This window comes from Corallococcus sp. AB032C (assembly GCF_003668935.1).
Classification (GTDB): domain Bacteria; phylum Myxococcota; class Myxococcia; order Myxococcales; family Myxococcaceae; genus Corallococcus; species Corallococcus exiguus.
Genome location: NZ_RAWP01000108.1, coordinates 1 through 19,264 on the forward strand (window position 1 = coordinate 1; position 19,264 = coordinate 19,264).

15 protein-coding genes are annotated in these 19,264 nt (G+C 70.9%); 8 read left to right on the forward strand and 7 right to left on the reverse strand.

Features of this window, described 5'->3' with window-relative positions:
* Positions 1–141 precede the first annotated feature (141 nt).
* Entirely contained in the window at positions 142–540 is a 399-nt protein-coding gene (locus tag D7X99_RS33915) for a two-component system response regulator (protein WP_121781376.1), read from the forward strand.
* Position 541: 1 nt separating this feature from the next.
* On the opposite strand, the gene rpe is transcribed toward D7X99_RS33915, so the two are convergent.
* Positions 542–1,201, reverse strand: coding sequence for a ribulose-phosphate 3-epimerase (rpe, locus tag D7X99_RS33920; protein WP_121781377.1), 660 nt, complete (start codon positions 1,199–1,201; stop codon positions 542–544).
* Positions 1,202–1,374: 173 nt separating this feature from the next.
* Between rpe and D7X99_RS33925 the strand changes: the two genes are divergently transcribed.
* Entirely contained in the window at positions 1,375–2,883 is a 1,509-nt protein-coding gene (locus D7X99_RS33925) for an HD family phosphohydrolase (protein ID WP_121781378.1), read from the forward strand.
* 9 nt (positions 2,884–2,892) lie between these two features.
* Here the strand turns inward: D7X99_RS33925 and pyk are convergent, their stop codons facing one another.
* From pyk to D7X99_RS33945, 4 genes are all read right to left on the reverse strand, one after another.
* On the reverse strand, positions 2,893–4,323 hold the full coding sequence (gene pyk / locus D7X99_RS33930; RefSeq protein WP_121781379.1) for a pyruvate kinase: 1,431 nt from the start codon (positions 4,321–4,323) through the stop codon (positions 2,893–2,895).
* A 99-nt stretch (positions 4,324–4,422) separates the two neighbouring features.
* Entirely contained in the window at positions 4,423–5,238 is an 816-nt protein-coding gene (locus D7X99_RS33935) for a hypothetical protein (RefSeq protein WP_121781394.1), read from the reverse strand.
* Between the two features lie 152 nt (positions 5,239–5,390).
* Positions 5,391–6,851 carry an NFACT RNA binding domain-containing protein gene (locus tag D7X99_RS33940; protein WP_121781380.1) on the reverse strand — a complete coding sequence of 487 codons (1,461 nt, stop codon included), beginning with the start codon at positions 6,849–6,851 and terminating at the stop codon, positions 5,391–5,393.
* A 124-nt stretch (positions 6,852–6,975) separates the two neighbouring features.
* A complete protein-coding gene (locus D7X99_RS33945) occupies positions 6,976–7,182 on the reverse strand; it encodes an excinuclease ABC subunit A (protein ID WP_120577597.1) in 207 nt (68 codons plus the stop codon).
* 347 nt (positions 7,183–7,529) lie between these two features.
* On the opposite strand from D7X99_RS33945, the gene D7X99_RS33950 reads away from it, so the two are divergent.
* The gene (locus D7X99_RS33950) at positions 7,530–8,858 is read left to right on the forward strand and encodes a glycoside hydrolase family 1 protein (RefSeq protein WP_121781381.1); all 1,329 of its coding nucleotides are present in this window, start codon (positions 7,530–7,532) and stop codon (positions 8,856–8,858) included.
* Here the strand turns inward: D7X99_RS33950 and dusB are convergent.
* Positions 8,837–9,850, reverse strand: coding sequence for a tRNA dihydrouridine synthase DusB (dusB, locus tag D7X99_RS33955; protein WP_121781382.1), 1,014 nt, complete (start codon positions 9,848–9,850; stop codon positions 8,837–8,839). The two genes, D7X99_RS33950 and dusB, sit on opposite strands and share 22 nt — an antisense overlap.
* A 96-nt stretch (positions 9,851–9,946) precedes the next feature.
* Between dusB and D7X99_RS33960 the strand changes: the two genes are divergently transcribed.
* From D7X99_RS33960 to D7X99_RS33970, 3 genes are all read left to right on the forward strand, one after another.
* Positions 9,947–11,374, forward strand: coding sequence for a site-2 protease family protein (locus D7X99_RS33960; protein ID WP_121781395.1), 1,428 nt, complete (start codon positions 9,947–9,949; stop codon positions 11,372–11,374).
* Between the two features lie 114 nt (positions 11,375–11,488).
* A complete protein-coding gene (locus tag D7X99_RS33965) occupies positions 11,489–12,061 on the forward strand; it encodes an RNA polymerase sigma factor (RefSeq protein WP_169827231.1) in 573 nt (190 codons plus the stop codon).
* Complete coding sequence (locus tag D7X99_RS33970) at positions 12,058–12,840, forward strand: NrsF family protein (protein WP_121781383.1); 783 nt, start codon at positions 12,058–12,060, stop codon at positions 12,838–12,840. The genes D7X99_RS33965 and D7X99_RS33970 overlap by 4 nt, the downstream gene beginning before the upstream one ends.
* Position 12,841: 1 nt before the next feature.
* Here the strand turns inward: D7X99_RS33970 and D7X99_RS33975 are convergent, their stop codons facing one another.
* Positions 12,842–13,282, reverse strand: a complete 441-nt coding sequence (locus D7X99_RS33975) for a peroxiredoxin (RefSeq protein WP_121781397.1) — start codon at positions 13,280–13,282, stop codon at positions 12,842–12,844.
* Between the two features lie 177 nt (positions 13,283–13,459).
* Here D7X99_RS33975 and D7X99_RS33980 point away from each other — a divergent pair, with 177 nt between their 5' ends.
* A complete protein-coding gene (locus D7X99_RS33980; RefSeq protein ID WP_233613925.1) occupies positions 13,460–15,571 on the forward strand; it encodes a chloride channel protein in 2,112 nt (703 codons plus the stop codon).
* 81 nt (positions 15,572–15,652) lie between these two features.
* Positions 15,653–19,213, forward strand: coding sequence for a hypothetical protein (locus D7X99_RS33985; RefSeq protein WP_121781384.1), 3,561 nt, complete (start codon positions 15,653–15,655; stop codon positions 19,211–19,213).
* The last annotated feature ends 51 nt before the right edge of the window (positions 19,214–19,264 follow it).

Here is a 19,264-nt window from a genome sequence, read left to right on the forward strand (position 1 = left end):
CACCAACCCCCTCGCTCCCCCGACTGTTGTCCTACCTACCCTTCAGGACGGGACAATGTTCACCCTCTTCACAAGATCCGGACCTTCCTGTACTTCCAAGATGTTGCACGTTGATCCGCCCCTGTTCCCCCACAGAGGACCATGACTGCTCCCACTGTCCTCATCTCGGATGATGAGCCCCTTGTCGTGTCGGCACTCGCCCGGGAGGCCAAGCGCTCCGGCCTCGTCTGCGTGTCCGACACCACCTCCGAACATGTGATGGAGCTGGCCCGCAAACACCGGCCCGCCGTCATCATCCTGGACATCAATCAGCACCAGGACGGACGGGACCTGCTCGCGCAGCTGAAGAAGGACCCCGTCACTCGCGACTCCAAGGTCATCATGCTCAGTGGCGTGGAGGATCAATTCACCCGCCACGTGTGCTTCGAGCTGGGCGCCGACGACTACGAAGTGAAGCCGTGCGACCCCACCTTCATGACCCGCATCGCCCGCATGGCCGCCGCCGCGGTGCGCCCTCCCGCTTCGCCCGAAGCCGCCTGACTCACGACGGCCGCAGCGAACGGATGGCCTGCGCGTAGTCCTTCGCGCCAAACACGTAGCTGCCCGCCACCAACACCGTCGCCCCCGCGTCCACCACGCGCTTCGCCGTCTGCGCGTTGATGCCGCCGTCCACCTCGATGTCCACGTCCTTCAGCCCCCGCGCGTCCAACATCGCGCGCAGCCGGCGGACCTTGTCCACCGTGGACTCGATGAACGACTGCCCGCCGAACCCCGGGTTCACGCTCATCAAGAGCACCATGTCCACGTCCCCCAGCACCTCCTCAATCGCCGACAGCGAAGTGCCCGGGTTCAACACCACCGACGGCTTCGCCCCCACCTGACGGATGGATTGCAGCGTGCGGTGCAGATGCGGGCTCGCCTCCTGGTGCACCGTCAGCACGTCCGCGCCCGCCTTCACGAACGCGTCCACGTACTTCTCCGGCTCGACAATCATCAGGTGCACGTCCAGCGGCTTCGTCGCCACCCGCTTGATGGCCTCCACGATGACCGGACCCAACGTGAGGTTGGGTACAAACCTGCCATCCATGACATCCACGTGAATCCAATCCGCACCGGCGGCCTCGATGGCGCGGACCTCTTCACCCAGGCGGCTGAAATCACAGGAGAGCAGCGACGGAGAGATGCGGACGGGGCGGGTCATGGCGGCGCTTCATAACCGCTTCCGGTGGGCCCTGGTACCTTCGCCCGGCAGGACAGGGTGCTTGCGGACACAGGTGGACCTGGCAGGTGGGGGGGCCGGGCAGCCGACACATCCTGCGTGCTACAACGTGGCGCGCCCGCGGCCATCCGCCGCATCCCACGGAGCCCGCCTCGGTGCTTCCCCAGTCCGTGCCCGCCTCCCCCAACCTGTCCCGCCGGCTCGCGAAGCTGACGTCCATCCTGGATGTCGCCAAGGCGATGAGCGCCGAGCGCGACCTCGACCTGCTGCTGCCCCTCATCCTCTATGAGGCCACCAAGGTCGTGGAGTCGGACCGCTGCTCGCTCTTCATCCTGGACCGCGAGCGCGAGGAGCTCTGGAGCAAGGTGGCCCAGGGCTCCAAGAACGAAATCCGTCTTCCCATGGGCAGCGGCATCGCCGGCCAGGTCGCCCATACCGGCGCCGTCATCAACATCCCCGACGCCTACGCCGACGCCCGCTTCAACAGCAGCTTCGACATCTCCAGCGGCTACCGCACCCACACCATCCTCTGCGTCCCCATGCGCGACGCCAATGGAGAGGTGACGGGCGTCATCCAGGCCCTCAACAAGCGCGCCGGGCAGGTGTTCGACGAGGAGGACGAGGAGCTGCTGCTCGCCCTGGGCGCCCAGGCCGCCGGCGCGATTGAGAACGCCCTCCTCCATGAGGAAATCAATCGCCTCTTCGAGGGCTTCGTCTCCGCGTCCGTCGTCGCCATCGAAGCGCGCGACCCCTCCACCGCGGGCCACTCCGGCCGCGTCGCGGACCTCACCGTGTCCCTGGCCCAGGCGCTGGAGCACCGCGCCACCGGCCCCTATGCCCAGACGCGCTTCACCGCCGTGGAGCTGCAGGAGCTGCGGTACGCGTCGCTGCTGCATGACTTCGGCAAGGTGGGCGTGCGCGAGAACGTGCTCGTCAAGGCGGAGAAGCTGTATCCGCATGAGCTGGAGGCGCTCAGCGCCCGCTTCCAACTGGCTCGCAAGGACTTGCAGCTGCAGAGCTCCCGGCGCCGGCTCGCCTCCGTGGAGGTCCGCGGCCTGTCCGCCCTGCCCTCCATCCATCAGGAGGAGGACGCGCGGCTCGGTCAGGAGCTGGCCCAGCTGGATGAGGTGATGGGCTTCCTGCTCACCTGCAACAAGCCCACGGTGCTCGCGCAGGGCAACTTCGAGCGGCTGCTGGAGCTGGGCAAGCTCACGTTCACCGACGCACATGACCATGGGAAGCCGCTGCTGCTGCCCCATGAAATCCAATCCCTCTCCATCACCCGCGGCACCCTCTCCCCGGAGGAGCGCCGCGAAATCGAGAGCCACGTCGACCACACGTACCGCTTCCTGTCGCAGATTCCGTGGACTCGCGCGCTGCGCCGCGTGCCGGAGATTGCGTACGCGCACCACGAGAAGCTGGATGGCACGGGCTACCCTCGCGCCGTCCCGGAGATTCCAGTGCAGTCCCGGATGATGTCCATCTGCGACATCTACGACGCGCTCACCGCGAGCGACCGGCCCTACAAGAAGGCCGTGCCGCACACGCTCGCGTTGGACATCCTCAAGAAGGAGGCGGGGTCCGGACAGCTCGACAAGGACCTCTTCACCATCTTCGTCGAGGCGGAGATTCCCCGCCGGGCTCTCAAGAAGAGCCCGGCGTAGGGCCCTGCATCAGGCGCTGATGGTGTGCAGCCGGAGGCTGTTGATCTTCCCCGGCTGGCCCACCGGCGCGCCGAACACCACCACGATGCGGTCGCCTCTGCGAGCGAGGCCCCGCGACACCAGCTCCTCCTCCACGCGGCGGAGCATGGTCTCCGTCTCCAGGATGGGCTCCAGCACGCGCGGCACCACGCCCCAGAGCAGCGACAGGCGGCGGCGCACCTCCTGGTTCGGGCTGAACGCGACAATCGGCACCGTGGGCCGGTAGTGCGCGAGCAGCCGCGCCGTCACGCCGGACAGCGTGAAGGCCGCGATGAGCGTGGCGCCGCTGGCCTTGGCCGCCTCGCACGCCACGCGCGCGATGACGTCCGGGAAGTGCAGCGGCAGGCCCAGCGGGGCCTCAATCTGGCGCGGCAGGAGCTGCGCGCGGGAGGAGGATTCCGCCGCCAGGATGATGCGCTCCATCATCTGCACGGAGTCCAGGGGGAACTTGCCGCTCGCCGTCTCGCCCGAGAGCATCAGCGCGTCCGCGCCGTCGTACACGGCGTTGGCCACGTCGCTGGCCTCCGCGCGCGTGGGACGCGGGTTGTCGATCATCGAGTTGAGCATCTGCGTGGCCACGATGACGGGCAGGCCTCGCAGGTTGGAGCGCCGGATGATGTCCTTCTGGACGGCGGGCACTTCTTCCGGGGGAATCTCCACGCCCAGGTCGCCTCGGGCCACCATCACGCCGTCCGTCTTGTCGAGGATGGCGTCCAGGCGCGCGATGGCCTCCGGCTTCTCCAGCTTGGAGATGATGGGCACCGTGCGGCCCACCTCCGCCATGGCCTGGCGCGCGGAGTCCAGGTCGGACGGCTGACGCACGAAGGACAGCGCGATGTAGTCCACGCCCGCCTTGAGGCCGAAGATGAGGTCCTCGCGGTCCTTGGGCGTGAGCGCGTCCGCGCGCACCGCCACGCCGGGCAGGTTGATGCCCTTGTTGTTCTTCAGGATGCCGCCGTGAATCACTTCCGTCTTGATGAGCTGCTTCTTGTCCGTCTCCACGACGCGCAGCTCCAGGAGGCCGTCATCCAGGAGGATGCGGTCGCCCGGGTTCACGTCCGCCGCCAGGTGCGGGTACGTGGTGGACACGATTTCGTCCGTGCCCTTCACCGTCTCGTCGGTGGTGATGTGGAAGGTGGCGCCGTGCTTCAGCTCCGTGCTGCCCGTGACGAAGCGGCCGGTGCGAATCTTGGGACCCTGCAGGTCGCCCAGGATGCCCACCGCCTTGCGCACCTTCAGCGAGGCCGCGCGCAGCATGTCGATGTTCGCCTGATGCTGTTCGTGGCTGCCGTGGGAGAAGTTGAGCCGGGCCACGTCCATGCCGGACTCCAGCAGCGCTTCCAACATCTCCGGGGTCTGACTGGCGGGACCGAGGGTGCAGACAATCTTTGCTCGTCGCATATGAGGCCGAACATCCGGCCCCAGCGCGTTTCGGTCAAGGAGTCACGGAGCGCGACCGAGCAGGTAAACCAGTAAATGTCCAGGCCGCTCGGCGTGCGCTCAACCGCGCAGCAGCGTGCCCAGGTTCTCTCGCTCCCAACGCAGCGCGGCGGCGTAGTGCGGGTACGTGCGCTCGCGCTCGCGGAAGGCGCGCGGGTGGTGCACGCGGCGCCCGGTGCGATTGCTGCTGGGGAACAGCTGGTGGAGCATCTCGTGGAAGACGATGAACTCCACGAAGAAGGCAGGCACGTCCGGCTTGTCCAGCGCGGGGTGGATGCGGATTTCGCGCGTCTGGTGGTCGTAGACGCCCAGGCGGATGGACTTGCGGCGGCGGCGCGGCGGCATGCGGCCCCAGCCGATGCGGGCCTGGATGGCGTTCTGGAAGTAGGCCTCGTTGACGCCGTTGTAGAGCGCGCGCAGGTCGAAGCAGCGGCCGAGCGGATTCAGCTCCGCGTCGGATTCCCGGCGCAGCTGGCGGATGAGCGGCTGCTGGCCCCGGATGTACTCGTCCAGGAGGGCGCCCGCGGCACGGTGCCCCCGGCCCGCGTAGTCCGCCACCGCGCGCACGATGACTTCGGGCGCGTCCAGGAACATGTGGTGCAGCCGCAGCTGGAGCACCTGCGAGCCGCGGCGGAAGGACACCATGGTGGAGCGGTTGTCCGTCACGGCCAGGCGCACCGGCATGCCCAGGTTCGCGCTCAACCGCCACGCGAGCGACTCCGCGCGCGACCAGAGCTCCTCACGCGACGCGGTGAGGACGCGCGGTGCCTCCTCCGCGACGCGGTTGCGCGGCGGCAGCGGCGCGGGACCTTCCGGCACGCGCTGCGCGGAAGCGGCGGCGCGTTCCGCGGACGAGCCACGGGGGAACAGGGACATCTGGCGGAAGGCTTCGGGCGTCACGCGGGGGGCATCGTACCCGGCACTTCCCGAACCTCAAGGCCAGGGGCTGGATGCCCGTCCGCCTGTCGACCGGGCCCACACGCCGCGCGTGGCACCCCGGGTTGAATTCGTCCCAGAGGCATTGTCCTTCAGGACAGGCTGCCCGGGTCGCCATGGCGCGACTTGAGCAGCCGCTCCAGCCGCTCCGGCTCCATGCGCACCACGAAGGTCTTCTCCCGGGCATACGTCACCTGCCCGGGGGCAGCGCCCTTCAGCTTGCGCACGAACTTCACCGGCATGTAGCTCACCTCGCCGCGAGGTTCGCCCTTCGCACCGGAGTGGTGCAGCGCGAGGTGCGCCGCGTCCAGGAGCACCTCCTGCGCCACCTCCGCGTTCTTCTCCACCGGCACCACCACGTGGCTGCCCGGCAATCCCCGCGCGTGCAGCCACAGGTGCCACGGCCGGGCCACCTTGAAGGTGAGCTGGTCGTTGTCCTCCGCGCCGCGCCCCACCCAGATGCGCGCGCCGCCATGGCCCAGGTACTCCTTGAAGGGGAGGCCTCCCTTCGGACCCTCTTCCCCCTGGGTCACCTGGAGCACTTCCACCTGCGCGAGCAGCGCGGCGTCATCCATGGCTTCAATCTGGCTGAGCGCCGTCTGCGCGTGGGCGACCTCTCGCGCGAGCTCCGCCTCGCGGTGGCGGGCCTGCTCCACGCCGCGCAGCAGGCGCCGGTACTGGTGGAAGTGCCAGTCCGCCTCCTCCTTCGGGGTGCGCTTCGGGTCCAGCTTCACCTGGACCTCCTCCACGCCCGCCTCCGTATAGGAGGTGAGCGTCACCTGGGACGCGCCTCGCTTGAGCCGGTGCAGGTTCTGCGCGAGCAGCTCGCCCACTTCGCGGTGCTTCTCCGCCTCCGGGCCTCGCTGGGCCTCCGCGCGCACCTTCTCCAATGTGCGAGAGGAGCGCTTCAGCCTCGCCCGGTACGGCTGCGCGAGCCGGCGGCGGATGGTGTCCGCGCGGCTGGTGCGGTCCTTCTGTCCGAGCACCCGCTCGGCGGCTTGCAGCCTGGGCAGCGTGTCTTCTTCCTTCGGCTCCAGACGTGAGGGCTGCGCGCGGCCCTTCGCCAGCGCCTCCGCGGACACGGGCTCCGGTGGCGACCACTGCGCTCCCGGATAGAGGTTGCGCCTGGGGCCGAAGCCTTCACCGGAGAGCATCAGCACCCGGTTGTTGTCGCTGAGGAGCAGCAGCCCCCCGGGCGCGCCCACCTCCATCACCAGCCGGCGGCGCACGCCTTCGCGATCGAACTCCAGGATGATGGCGCGGCTCTCCTCCAGGTAGCGCGCGGCCTGGAGCTTGAAGCCGGTGAGCTCCTGGCGCAGCCAGCGCTGGAAGGGAGCGGGCTCGCCCGGCGTGGGGAAGCGGTCCTCCGCGACGGACAGGCGCGACAGCTCGCCTTCGGCGCAGAGGCACAGCACGACCGATCTGCCCGGGACGCGCAGCTCCACGTAGGCCAGGCGGGGAAGCGGGCACCACGCCTTCTGGGCCACCGCGCCCACCAGCCGGGCCGCGGCCTCCGCCACGACCTCACCGAACTCCACCGGACGCAGCGACATGGGCCCCTCCCGGGCGGACACACGAGGAGACGTAAACCCCTGGCCCGCAAAAGGAAAACGGCCCGGCGGGTTTCGCCGAGCCGTTCACCGGACGTCAACCGACGTCCGAAATGACGCCGTTACTTCAGGCTTCCGGGGTCGACGGGGCCGCGGGGGTCGCGGCCTTCCGGCGGGAAGCGGTCTTCTTCTTGGCGGCCTTCTTGGCGGCCGGCTTCTTCGCGACGGCCTTCTTGGCCGTACCGCGCTTGGCGGCAGGGGCCTTGCGGGCGGTCTTCTTCGTCGCGGTCTTCTTCGTCGCGGCCTTCTTCGCGGTCTTCTTCTTCGCGGCCATCGGAATCCTCCGTTCAGTGTTGAGGCCCGCGAGGACGCGAGCCCTGCACCCACTTCGAACTGAACGTGAGTGCTTGAAATGAATGGTACGGGCGACATGCCAGTGTGTCAACGCATGGTGATGTATTGCAGTGCGCGGCGAGGCCGATTTTTGGCCTCCGGGCGCGTCGAACCGTTCGTGGCGGTCATTTCGGGGGTCCGACGTGTCGCGCGCGAGGCCGAATTTCCGGCTCCGGACGCACTTCGAGGGTCCGCGCTACGGGGCTGGATGTCCGCTGCCGTGCATCCGGCGCGCGCGCATCGCATCGCTTCCCGTCGTGGGTGCGGCGGCCTACGGTGCGCGCCCGAATGAGCTCCGCCGCGCTGACCTTCCCCTCGTCCTTCACCTTCGGCGTCGCCACTTCCGCGTACCAGGTGGAGGGCGGCATCGAGAACGACTGGGCCGAGTGGGAGCGGCTGGGGAAGTTGAAGGAGCCCCATGCGAGATGCGGCATCGCGGTGGACCACTGGCGCCGCTACGCGGAGGACTACGCCCTGGCGAAGGCGGTGGGAGCCACGGCGTTCCGGCTGTCGCTGGAGTGGGCGCGCATCGAGCCCGAGCGCGGCCGGTTCGATGGCGCGGTGCTGGAGGGTTACCGCGAGCGGCTGCTGAAGCTGCGCGCGATGGGCCTGCGGCCGGTGGTGACGCTCCATCACTTCACCCACCCCACGTGGTTCCACGCGTCCACGCCCTGGCACCTTCCGGAGAGCCTGGAGGCCTTCCGCCAGTACGTGCGCCGGTGCGCGCCCTTGTTGGAGGGGCTGGACGCGCTCGTCATCTCCTTCAACGAACCGATGGTCCTCTTGTTGGGCGGCTACCTCCAGGGCCTGATGCCGCCGGGCATCGCGGACGGGGCGAAGACGATGGCCGCGCTCGGGAACATGGTGCGCGCGCACGTCATCGCTCGGGAAGAGCTGGGCCAGCACCTGGGCCGGGTGGAGCTGGGCATCTCCCAGAACATGCTCGCGTTCGCGCCGGACCGCTGGTGGCATCCCCTGGACCGCTCGCTGGTGAGGCTGGCGGCCCCGGCCTACAACCACGCGTTCCACGAGGCCCTGTCATCCGGCCACCTGCGCGTGTTCATGCCGGGCGTGGCGTCCACGGACGTGCGCATCGACGGGGCGCGCGACTCCGTGGAGTTCGTGGGCGTCAACTACTACACGCGCGCGCACCTGCGCTTCATGCCGCGCCCGCCCTTCATCGACTTCAAGTACCGCGACCCGGACGGGCGCGGGCTCACCGACATCGGGTGGGAGCAGCGGCCCGAGGGCTTCCTCCAGCTCCTTCAGGAGGTGAAGCGCTACGGCAAGCCGGTGTGGATTACCGAGAACGGCATCGACGACCGCAAGGGCACGGTGCGGCCGGAGTACCTGCACGCGCACCTGCGCCAGGTGCTGGCCGCGCGCGAGGCCGGCGTGGACGTGCAGGGCTACCTTTATTGGAGCCTGCTGGACAACTTCGAGTGGCTGGAGGGTTGGGGCCCGCGCTTCGGCCTCTACCACGTGGACTTCGACACGCTGGAGCGCCGCCCCACCCCGGCCTGCGACTACTTCCGCGCCGTCGCCACCGGGCGCGTGCTGGTGCCGCCGGCTTCCGTCGCGGGCGGGGCCAGCGCTCAGCCCAGCGCCGCGCGGTAGTCCACCTCCGGCTCCTCTAGAGGTGCCGTGGGGTCCGTGTCCGCGCCCGCGAAGAAGCGGCGCACGCTGTCCTCCACCGCCTCCGGCGAGTCCAGCCCGTTCACCTCCGAGCGGAAGTGCGCCGCGCCCTTGAGGCCGTGGGCGTACCAGGCCAGGTGCCGGCGGAAGGAGCGCACCGCGCTCAAGGGCTCCCCGACGAACTCCGCGTGGGCCCGGACGTGCTCCAGCACCAGCTCACAGCGCTCCTCCGGGGTGGCGGGTGGGCCGCCCGAAAGTTCGCGGAAGAGCCACGGATTGCCCAGGGCGCCCCGGCCAATCATCACGAAGTCGCAGCCGGTGCTGTCCAGCATGCGGTGGGCGTCCGCCACCGTCTTCACGTCCCCGTTGCCCATGATGGGCAGCTCCGGGAAGTGGCGCTTGAGGTCCGCGATGTGGGCCCAGTTCGCCTGCCCCGAGTAGCCCTGCTCGCGCGTGCGAGGGTGCAGGGCGAGCCCCGCGCACCCCGCCTCCTGCAGCGCCTCCGCCACCTTCAGATAGTTGAGCGTGCGCGCGTCCCAGCCCGAGCGGATTTTACAGGTGACGGGCAGGCCGGTGGCTTCACGGATGGCGCGGACGATGTCGGCGGCGCGGGGCACGTCACACAAGAGGCCGCTGCCGGCGCCGTTGCGCACCACCTTCTTCACCGGGCAGCCCATGTTGATGTCGATGACCTGCGCGCCCGCGGCCTTGCCCACCTGCGCGGCCTGGGCCATGGCCTCCGGCTCGCCTCCGAAAATCTGGAGCGAGTAGGGCTTCTCCACGGCCGGGTCGTAGCGCAGGTACTTGAGGGTGCGCTGGTTCTGGCGCATCAGGCCCTGGGCGCTGACCAGCTCCGTGGGACAGAGGGCCGCGCCCAGCCGGAAGGCGATGACTCGGAAGGGGCGCTCGCTCACGCCGGCCATGGGCGCGAGGATGTAGGGGTTGGAGAGCGTGTAGGGACCCAGCTTCAGCATGGCGGAAGACACCCTATAACCCGGAGGGGAACAGAAGCGCGCGGGCCATGAGAACGGCCCTGCGCGAGTGGGGGCCAACGATTAATGTCCCCCTCCATGTTCCGTTTTCGGCTCGGGAGCGTCCCCGTCCACGTCCACACGAGTCACCTGCTCTTCTCCGCGGTGTTCGCCTACCAGTCCCTGCCCCTGCCGGGCCGGCACTCGGGTGCCGGGTGGCTGGGGGACCAGCTGGCCGACGCCGCGTCGCCCGGGCACATGGGCGCGGTGGTGACCTACGTGCTGGCGTGGATGTTCATCGTCTTCGTGTCCGTGCTCGTCCATGAGCTGGGGCACGCGGTGGCCTTCCGCTTCTTTGGATACCAGCCGAGCGTGGACCTGGTGTTCATGGGCGGCGTGACGCGGCCCAACACGGACGCGCCCCTGCCCTGGCACAAGGACGTGGTGAGCAGCTTCGCGGGCCCGCTGGCGGGGCTGGCGCTGGGCGTCCTGTGCTGGGCGGTGCTGATGCAGGTGCGGGGCCGCTCGGAGGTGGCGGACTTCTTCCTGAGCAACTTCTTCTTCGCCAACATGGTGTGGGCGGTGCTGAACCTGCTGCCGGTGCCGCCCCTGGATGGCGGGCACATCAGCACGGCGCTGGCGACGCGGATGTTCGGGCGGCGGGGCTTCATCGTGTCGCACGTGCTGGCGCTGGGCCTGTGCGTGGGCCTGGTGCTGCTGAGCATCAAGAGCGGGGCCCTGTTCATGGGCGTCCTCTTCGCCATGTTCGGCTTCCAGGCGTTCCGCGTGCTGACGGACGTGATGCGCGTGCGCAACGAGGCGAAGGAGGAGGAGGGCCCCAACGCCCAGGCCCTGCGCGAGGCGCAGCAGGCGCTGCGCGAGGACCGGCTGGACGATGCGTGGCGGCAGGGCAACCGGGTGCTGGAGACGGAGGGGCTGTCCCCGGGGCTCACCAGCCGGACCCACTACCTGCTGGGCTGGGTGGCGCTGAAGCAGGGCCACGGGCGGCCCGCGCTGGACCACTTCTCCCAGGTGCAGGGCCAGCCGGTGGAGATGCACGCGGTGGCGGCGGCGTTCTCGCTGGTGGGGGATGACGCTCGGGCGGTGGGCTACTGGAAGCAGGCGTGGGGTGAGTCGCAGGACCGCACCGTGATGCACGAGTACGCGGGCGCGCTCATCCGCCTGGGCCAGGTGAACGAGGCGCTGCGGCTGCCTGGCGTGGACCCGGCGGCCGCGTTCCGGTGCGCGGAGCGGGCGCTGTTCATCCGGGGCGCCTATTCGGAGGCCGCGGCGGTGGGCGAGGCGGCGCTGAAGCACGTACCGGACCCGGGCATCGCGTACGACGCGGCCTGCGCCTTCGCGCGCGCGGGCAACGTGGCGGACGCGGTGCGGCTGCTCCAGCGGGCGGAAGGCCTGGGTTTCAAGGACGCGGCCTACGCCTCCTCCGACGAGGACCTGGCGCAACTGCACGGTCACCCCGCCTTCGAGGAGTGGCTGGCGCGGCTGCGGCCGGCCGCCTCGTCCTGACGGGGGCGACTTTCTCCCGCTCGGCGCCTTCCGGGCCCTAAAGTCCGCGCCCGTCCCGTGAGCCCTCCGTCCCCTCCCGTGAAACCTGGTGCCGAGCCCGTGCGTACCGGAGACATGCCGGCATCTCCGGGAGCTTCCGGCGACTCGGACGAGGTGTTGATGGAGCGGTTCTGCCAGGGGGACGCGCAGGCGTTCGACGCGCTCTTCCAGCGCTACGCGCGCCCCGTCCAGGGCTACCTGGCGCGCCTCACGGGCAGCCCCGCCACCGCCGAGGACCTGGCCCAGCTCACCTTCCTGTCCCTGGTGCGCGCGCGGGGCCGCTATCAGGCCGGGGCCCGCGTCCGGCCCTGGCTGTACGCCATCGCCACCAACGCAGCGCGCGACCATGCGCGCCGCCACCGCCGCCCGGAGGACCTCACTCCAGAGGGGGAATTGCCCCTCACCGCCGTGGCGGACACGCCGGAGCCTCGCGACGCGGGTCTGGAGCGCGCGGTGCAACGCGCCCTGGCGCAGCTTCCCGAAGGCCAGCGGCTGCCCATCCTCATGCACCGCTTCGAGGGCATGGGCTTCGCCGAAATCGCCGAGACCCTGGGCCTCACCGAGAGCGCGGTGAAGGTCCGCGCCCACCGGGGCTACGCGCGTCTGCGCGAGCTGCTCGCCCCTCTTCAGCAGGAGACTTCACGATGACGCCCGAGTGCGAACGCGTCCTCGACCAACTGGACGGCCCGTTGCCTCCGGACCTGGCGTCGCACGCGGCCGGGTGCGCGGACTGCCGGGCCCTGCTGGAGGGTTTCCAGGTGCTGGCGCCCCCCGCCTCCGCTCCGCCCCCTGTCCTTATTAATGATGCGAGGCTCGAACAAACGCGGCGCCAGTCGCTGACGGAGCTGGCGGCGCACCCCAAGCCCACGCCGTGGTGGAAGGAGGTGGCGGTGCTGCTCGCCGCCTATCTGGGCGTGGGCGCGGTGGGGCTGCTCTGGGTGGGCCGGCACGGGATGATGCTCAACTCCGCGTCGCCGCTGGCGGTGGCGCTCGTGGCGCTGCTCATCGTCGTGGGCGTGGGCGGCGGCGCGATGGTGGCCCTGGCTCCGAGGCAGCGCGCCTGGCCCTTCACGCTCGTGGCCGTGGGCGCGCTCGTCGTGGCGCTGGCGCAGCTGAGCGGACGCTCGGGCGTCCAGGTGCGGCCGTTCCTCGCGGGCACCCTGGGGTGCATGGGCGCGGAGGTGGTCCTGTCCGTGGTGCCGCTGGCCCTGGCGCTCGTCCTGCTGTGCCGCTCCGCCTTCCAGCCCGTGCGGGCGCTGGCGGCGGGCCTGTCCTCCGCGGGTGTGAGTCTGCTGATACTTCACGTGCACTGCCCGGACGGCAGCGCGGGGCACCTGATGCTGGGCCACGTGCTGCCGTGGTTCGTGCTGGCGGGCGTGGCGGTGTTCATCCGCTCGCGCCTGCCGTCCCGCTCGTTCGCGCCCTGACCTACTGGAGCCGCGACAGCGCTTCCTGGGGGAAGGCTCGCGCGTCCACCTTGGCGTGCCACTCCTTGATACGGCCGTCCGGCCCGATGACGACGCCCACCCGGCGCGCGTTGGGGGCCGAGGCGTCATCCGCGGCCCCGTAGGCCAGCCCCACCTTGCGCTCCACGTCGCACAGGAGCGGGAAGTTGAAGCCGAACTTCTGGGCGAACGCCTGGTTCTCCTCCGGCGTGTCGAAGCTGATGCCCAGGATGGCGGTGCCCTTCGCCTCGTACTGGGTCTTGTGGTCGCGGAAGGAGCAGCCCTCCGCGGTGCATCCCGGGGTGTCCGCCTTCGGGTAGAACCAGAGCACCACGTTCTTGCCCCGGTAGTCCGACAGCCGGTGCGTCTTCCCCGTCGAGTCCTGCACGGTGAACTCCGGGGCCACGTCTCCCTGCTTGAGCATGTGCGACGCCTCCTTCATGGGGTGGAAACCGGGGGCGTCGTAACACGCTCCGGGGGCAGGGAGCCGGGCACCGCTCGGGCGATGTGTGGGGTGGAGTGCAGGCGGACGGCTCTGGAGCGTTGGCCTCATCAAGAGGCTTGAAACCCACCGGCCTCCTCCATTTAGTAGGAGCACCAAATGAACAATTCCGACGAACCTCCGCCTGCCTATTCGCAGCGGATGGCCGCGCTCACCCTCTGGGCGCGACAGAACCTCTCACGCCTCATCTATTTCCTGCTGGGCGCGTCCAACCGCATCCGCCTGCCGACCCCCTCGGTGTTGCCCATCGCGGGCGCGGTGGTCGGGCTCTACAGCGGACTGGCCGCGGGCATCTTCTCCAACCTCATTGGCGTGATGAGCGGCATCACGTTCAGCGCCGCGGAGTTGACGGCGACGCTGAAGCCGCAGCGGCTGCGCACGTTGATGGAGTCGCTCTCCTCCGCGCGCTGGCACCTGGAGTACGCGCTGGTGGGCGTACCGCTGGCGCTGGGCGCGCTCTTGCTGGCGCGGGTGATTGACCCCGGCGGTCCGCGCGATGAAGTGAAGCGCCGCCTGCGCCTGCTCGCGCTGCTGACGCTGGGCGCGCTGTCGCTCTACTACCCGCTGGTGGGCCTGGCGGCCGTGAACGCCGTGTTCGGCCACGCGCACAACCTGCCCGCGGCGCTGCCACACCTGCCGTGGTGGCTGATGCTGCTCGCGCCCACGGTGGGCGGCCTGGCGGTGGGGCGGCTCTTGCGCGACCGGCCGGAGACGCACGGCCACGGCCTTCCGGAGGTGGTGCGCGCGGTGAAGAGCGGCGCCAACGTGGTGCCGGCGGACCGAGGACTGCTCAAGCTCATCGCGTCCGCCATCACCATTGGCAGCGGCGGCTCCGCGGGCCGCGAGGGCCCCATCGTCTACGGAGGCGCGGCGTTCGCGTCCAGCGTGGGGCGCGTGTTGGGCTTCAGCCGCAGGGAGCTGTCCATCCTGCTGGCGTGCGGCGCGGGCGCGGGCATCTCCGCGTCCTTCAACGCCCCCATCGCGGGCGCGGTGTTCGCGATGGAGATCATCCTGCGCGAGTTCGAGCTGCGGGTGTTCTCCCCCATCATCCTGGCGAGCGTGGCGGGCACGCTGGTGAGCCGCGGCGTGCTGGACGAGGCGCCCATGATCAACCGGGTGAACTACGAGTTGGTCAGCGGCTCGGAGGTCTTCGCCTACGCGGCGCTGGGCATCGGATGCGGGCTGCTCGCGTTCGCGTTCGTGAAGCTGCTGCACGGCGTGGAGCACTTCTTCCAAGGCCGCATGGGCGGGAAGCTGTCTCCGTGGCTGGGGAAGAAGCCGCTGCCGGTGCGCGCCGCGCTGGGCGGCCTGTGCACGGGCGTGCTCGTGTTCCTGAGCCCCACGGTGTGGGGCAGCGGGCACGACTACATCAACCTGGCGGCGGCGGGTCAGCTGCCCTTCCTCTTCCTGGTGACGGCGTGCGTGCTGAAGCTCGTGGCCACGTCGCTCACCATCGGCTCGGGAGGCTCCGGCGGTACGTTCTTCCCCGCGGCCCTCATCGGCGCCATGGCGGGCGGCGCGTTCGGCACGCTGGTGCACTACTTCTTCCCGCACGCCACGGGGCCCAGCGGCGCGTACGCCATCGTGGGCATGGGCGGCGCGGTGGCGGCGCTCACGCGCGGTCCGCTCACCGGCATGATGATGCTGTACGAGCTGAGCGGCAGCCACGAAATCATCCTGCCCCTGATGGTGACGTGCACCATCGCGTCCGCGGTGTGCCACTTCCTCACGGAGCGCACGTCGCCCAAGGTGCAGAGCGACGAGGACCTGCTGGCGGCCACGCACGTGCGGGCCCTGATGACAGAGGTGCCGGCGGTGACCGCGGGCACGCCGCTGCGCGCGCTGACGGACCAGCTGCTCACGTCCGAGGCCGGCACGCTGCCGGTGCTGGACACCGAGGGCAACCTCTACGGCACGGTGCAGGTGGAGCAGCTGCGCGAGGTGTGGCGCGACGAGTCCATGTACCCGCTGCTCGTGGCCAGCGACCTGGCGCGCAAGCTGCCCGCGCTGGCGCCGGACTCGGACCTGGCGCATGCGCTCCAGGTGATGGACCAGGAGGACGTGGACGCGTTGCCGGTTGCGCCCGTGCTGGGACTGGCCCCGTGCGGGCTCCTCACCCGCGCCGCCGTCCGGCGCTTCCTCTTCGCGCAGCACGCGCGCGAGCACTCGACGGGGAACTACCCCGTCACCCCCTCCGAGGCGGCGCACTGAGCATCGGCTGGGCCTTGGGGGGAAGGCCGCGGGCGGTGCGGGTCTGTCAGGAAACCCGGGGAGCAGGCATCCTTGGGCGCCATGTCCGAACCCGCCCTGTCCACCCTGCGCGCAGAGCTATCCTCCACCTTCCATGATGCCCGGGTGCGCCACATGGTGGCCCTGGGGCGCAAGGCCCGGACAGACCCGGAGGCGCAGGCGCTGCTGGACGCGCTGGCCCGAGGGGACGCCTTCGAGCGGCGGCTGGCCCTGGCGGCCCAGTTCACGCGCCGGGATGGCGAGGCGGTGCTGAAGGCCACGGCGGACGAATCCTTCCGCGTGCGCGCGCTGGCGTTCGAGCTGGTGTCGCTGGCCTGTGACGATGCCCAGGCGCTGGAGGCGCTGCGCATGGCGCACGGGATGCGCCGCGAGCAGGCCGTCATCCACCAGCTGCGCAAGCGCAAGCGGCACGCCGTCATCGACGCGTTCCTGGACGGGCTGGCGGAGCGGGGCGAGCACGTCACCTTCGCGGACACGGTGCCCCTGGCGTCCGAGGCGGCCCTGCGCCGGCATGTGGCGCGGGCACTGGAGCGGCCCAGCTACCGGTTCTGGGCGCGGCTGGCGCGGCATGCGCCGTCCGTGCTGGGACAGGTGCTGCTGGAGCGGCTGAATGCCGTATCGGGCGAGCCCGACCCCGTCACCCGGCAGCACCTGGGGTGGGGCCTGGCGTGGCTGGCGGAGCGGACGCCCGACGTGGCGGAGACGCTGCTGGCGCTGCTGCTGGAGCGGGGCATCCCGCCGGACGAGCACGCAATGCGGACGCTGGTGAAGCATCGCCCCGTGCGCATGGTGGCGCTCCTGCGCAAACGTTCCCCTGCGTTCCTCCCGCACCTGCTGTTCGCGAAGTCCCTGGCGTCGCTGGACGCCGAGTCCCTGACCTGGATTGTCCAGCGCGACCCGACGCTGCTGGGCCGCGCGGAGGACGTGCTGAAGGAGCTGCCGGAGCCGCTGCACGCGACGCTCACCGAGGCCTGGGCCGCGTCCGTGGAGCGGGCCCCCGCGTGGGGCACGCCGCTCATCGTGCGCATCGTGGACCCGGCCCTGCGCGAGGGCGTCTACGCGCGCTGGACCGTGGGGGCTCGCACCCGGGATGGCGTCATCGCGCCGGAGTACGTGCGGCACCTGCCGGTGGAGCTGCGCGAGCGGGAGGCGCGCCGGCACCTGGACGAGGTGGTGGCGCTGGGCACGCGCGCCGAGGCGCGGTTCTCCTATGCGCGCTTCCTGCCCTGGGATGAAGCGCTGGGCGCGCTCCGGGGCACGCTGGGGCACCCGGACGCGGCGATGCGCGGAGTGGCGCTGAGCGCGCTCTTGGCGCTGCCCGGCCTGCGCCCGGACGAGCCCACGTGGGTGGCCCCCGCGCTGGCGATGGTGCTGGCCCGGAAGAACGAACAGGACCCGGTGCGCGGGGTGATGCTCCAGGCGCTGGGCGAGTGGCCCCGCCGGATGTGGCGCGCCGAGCACACCGAGGCCCTGGGGCGGATGCTGCGCGACGCGCTGGACGCCGCGGACCTGTCCATGGGGACGGCGCAGTCGGCGGAGCGGCTGCTGGTGCGGGCCTTCAGCGCGGACCCGGCGTGGGGCGCGCAGTGGCTGGGCACCTTCCTCAAGGAGCGTGGCCGCATCCTGGACGGAGGCCTGGGTCACCGGTTGACGGACGACGAGGTGCGCCGGGCCGCGCCGTACCTGCTGGCGCTGGCGAAGAGCTGGGCGGAGCGCGAGCGCGGCGGTCCCCTGCTCCAGCTCGCGGCGAGCCTGGGCAAGCGCGCGGCGCTGGTGCCCGGCCTGTCGGACTGGCTCGTCTCCGTGCGCGACACGGCGCCCGACAACCGGCTGGCGCTGGCGCTCACCGCGTGGCTGTCTCGGGAGGACCGGCCGCGCTTCGAGTCGACCCTCGCGGCCATCCTGCGGCGCTGGAGGGACCGCGGCTGGGATGACGAGGTGGTGGCGCTGGCGGGGGCGGAGAAGCAGGGGCTGCCCCTGCACCGGGAGCTGGTGGAGGAGCTGGAGCGGGTGGCGCTGCGGCTGGGCAAGCCGTCCGGGAACGCGCTGTGGGTGCTGCGCTACCGCGCGGTGAAGGACTTCGACCGGATGCTTCCCGCGCTGCTCAAGCGGGACGAGAGCGCCATCGCCATCCCCGTGGTGCGCGAGTTCCTGCACCGGCGGCGGCAGGACCTTCTGGGGCCCTACCTGAACGCGCCGGTCATCACCGGCCAGTTCGCCACGGGGGCAACGCATTGGATCTTGCCGTTCGACTCGGGGTTCTTCCGGTGGACGGTGGAGCAGAACCGGGCGTATTCGCGCGCGCTCGAGAGGCTGTGCGCGGACATGGAGCGGGACACGCCCTCGGTGCTGGCGGCGGTGACGCGGATGGCGGCGCTGGACTGGGCGCCCATGGACGCGCTCCTGGCGCTGGCGAACGACAAGCGGCCGGCGGTGCAGGAGCGGGCCCTGCGGGTGATGGCGCGGTGCGACCAGGGTCAGGGCGTGCCCACGCTGTTGGGGGCCCTGGAGGATTCGCGCGCGCGCATCGCCATCTACGGCCTGCGCCGTGCGTTCAACGGCATGCCCGTCACGCGGGTGCTGTCGCTGCTGGCGGAGGTGCCGCTGACCAAGGTCACGGTGGCCAAGGAGGTGGTGCGCCTGTTGGGCGAGCTGCGCTCGGACGCAGGCTACGAGCGGCTCCTGGAGCTGGACGCGAAGCCGCTGCACCGCGACGTGCGCATCGCGCTCCTGCGCGCGCTGTGGGACCACCTGGACCGCGAGCCCACGTGGGCGGTGTTCGAGCGCGCCGTCACCGGCGAGGACGCCATCATGGCGTCGCGCGTGGGGGACATCCCGGCGGACCGGCTGACGGAGGCGCTGGATGCGCGGCTGTCCGCGCTGCTCGCGAAGGTGCTGGCGCGGCCGGAGCCGGATGCGCGCATCGACCTGCTGCGCCGCGCGGCCTGGCTGTCCGTGAAGGACCGGGAGCGCGTGTTCCTCTCTGCTTGTGGCGCGCGGCTGGCTTCGCCCTATGACGACGAGGTGCGCGCGGCGATGGGCGCGCTGGTGTACCGGGCCGACGAGCGCGACGTGACGCTGTTCGAGCGGATGCTGGAGGCGGTGGTGCGGGACCGGCGCGCGCTGAGCGTGGCCATGGATGCCCTGCTCCAGCCCCGGGACCGGATGCGGCCCGTGCCCCTGCACGCGGTGCAGGGAATGGTGACGGGGCTCCTCACGAAGGACCCGTGTCTGGCGACGCTGCGCGTGCGCTGCGCGGCGGTGGCCCTGGCGCCTCCGGCCTTCGCGAGCCACCTGGACACGATGGGACAGGAGGGCTGGCTCCACTCGGACGCGCTGATGGCGGCCCAGGTGGCGGTGTCGAACCTGCCGGTAGAGACGATGGATGACGTCGGCCGGCGCCTGGCGCGGAGCTCCAGCCCGGAGGCGCGGCGCCTGGCCCTGCATTGCCTGGTGCGCGACGCGGGGGATGGGCGCGGATGGACGGAGGAGCGGCTGGAGAAGCTCACCGCGTTCCAGCGCGATGCCGCACCGCTCGTGGCCGGCGCCGCGCAGTTCGTGTTCCCGCCCCGGGAGATGGTGAAGGCCCCGGAAGGGGCGTAGGCCCCTCGGGTCGCGGTGCTCCAGAACGTGTCCGACTGTCGGACAGGTTTG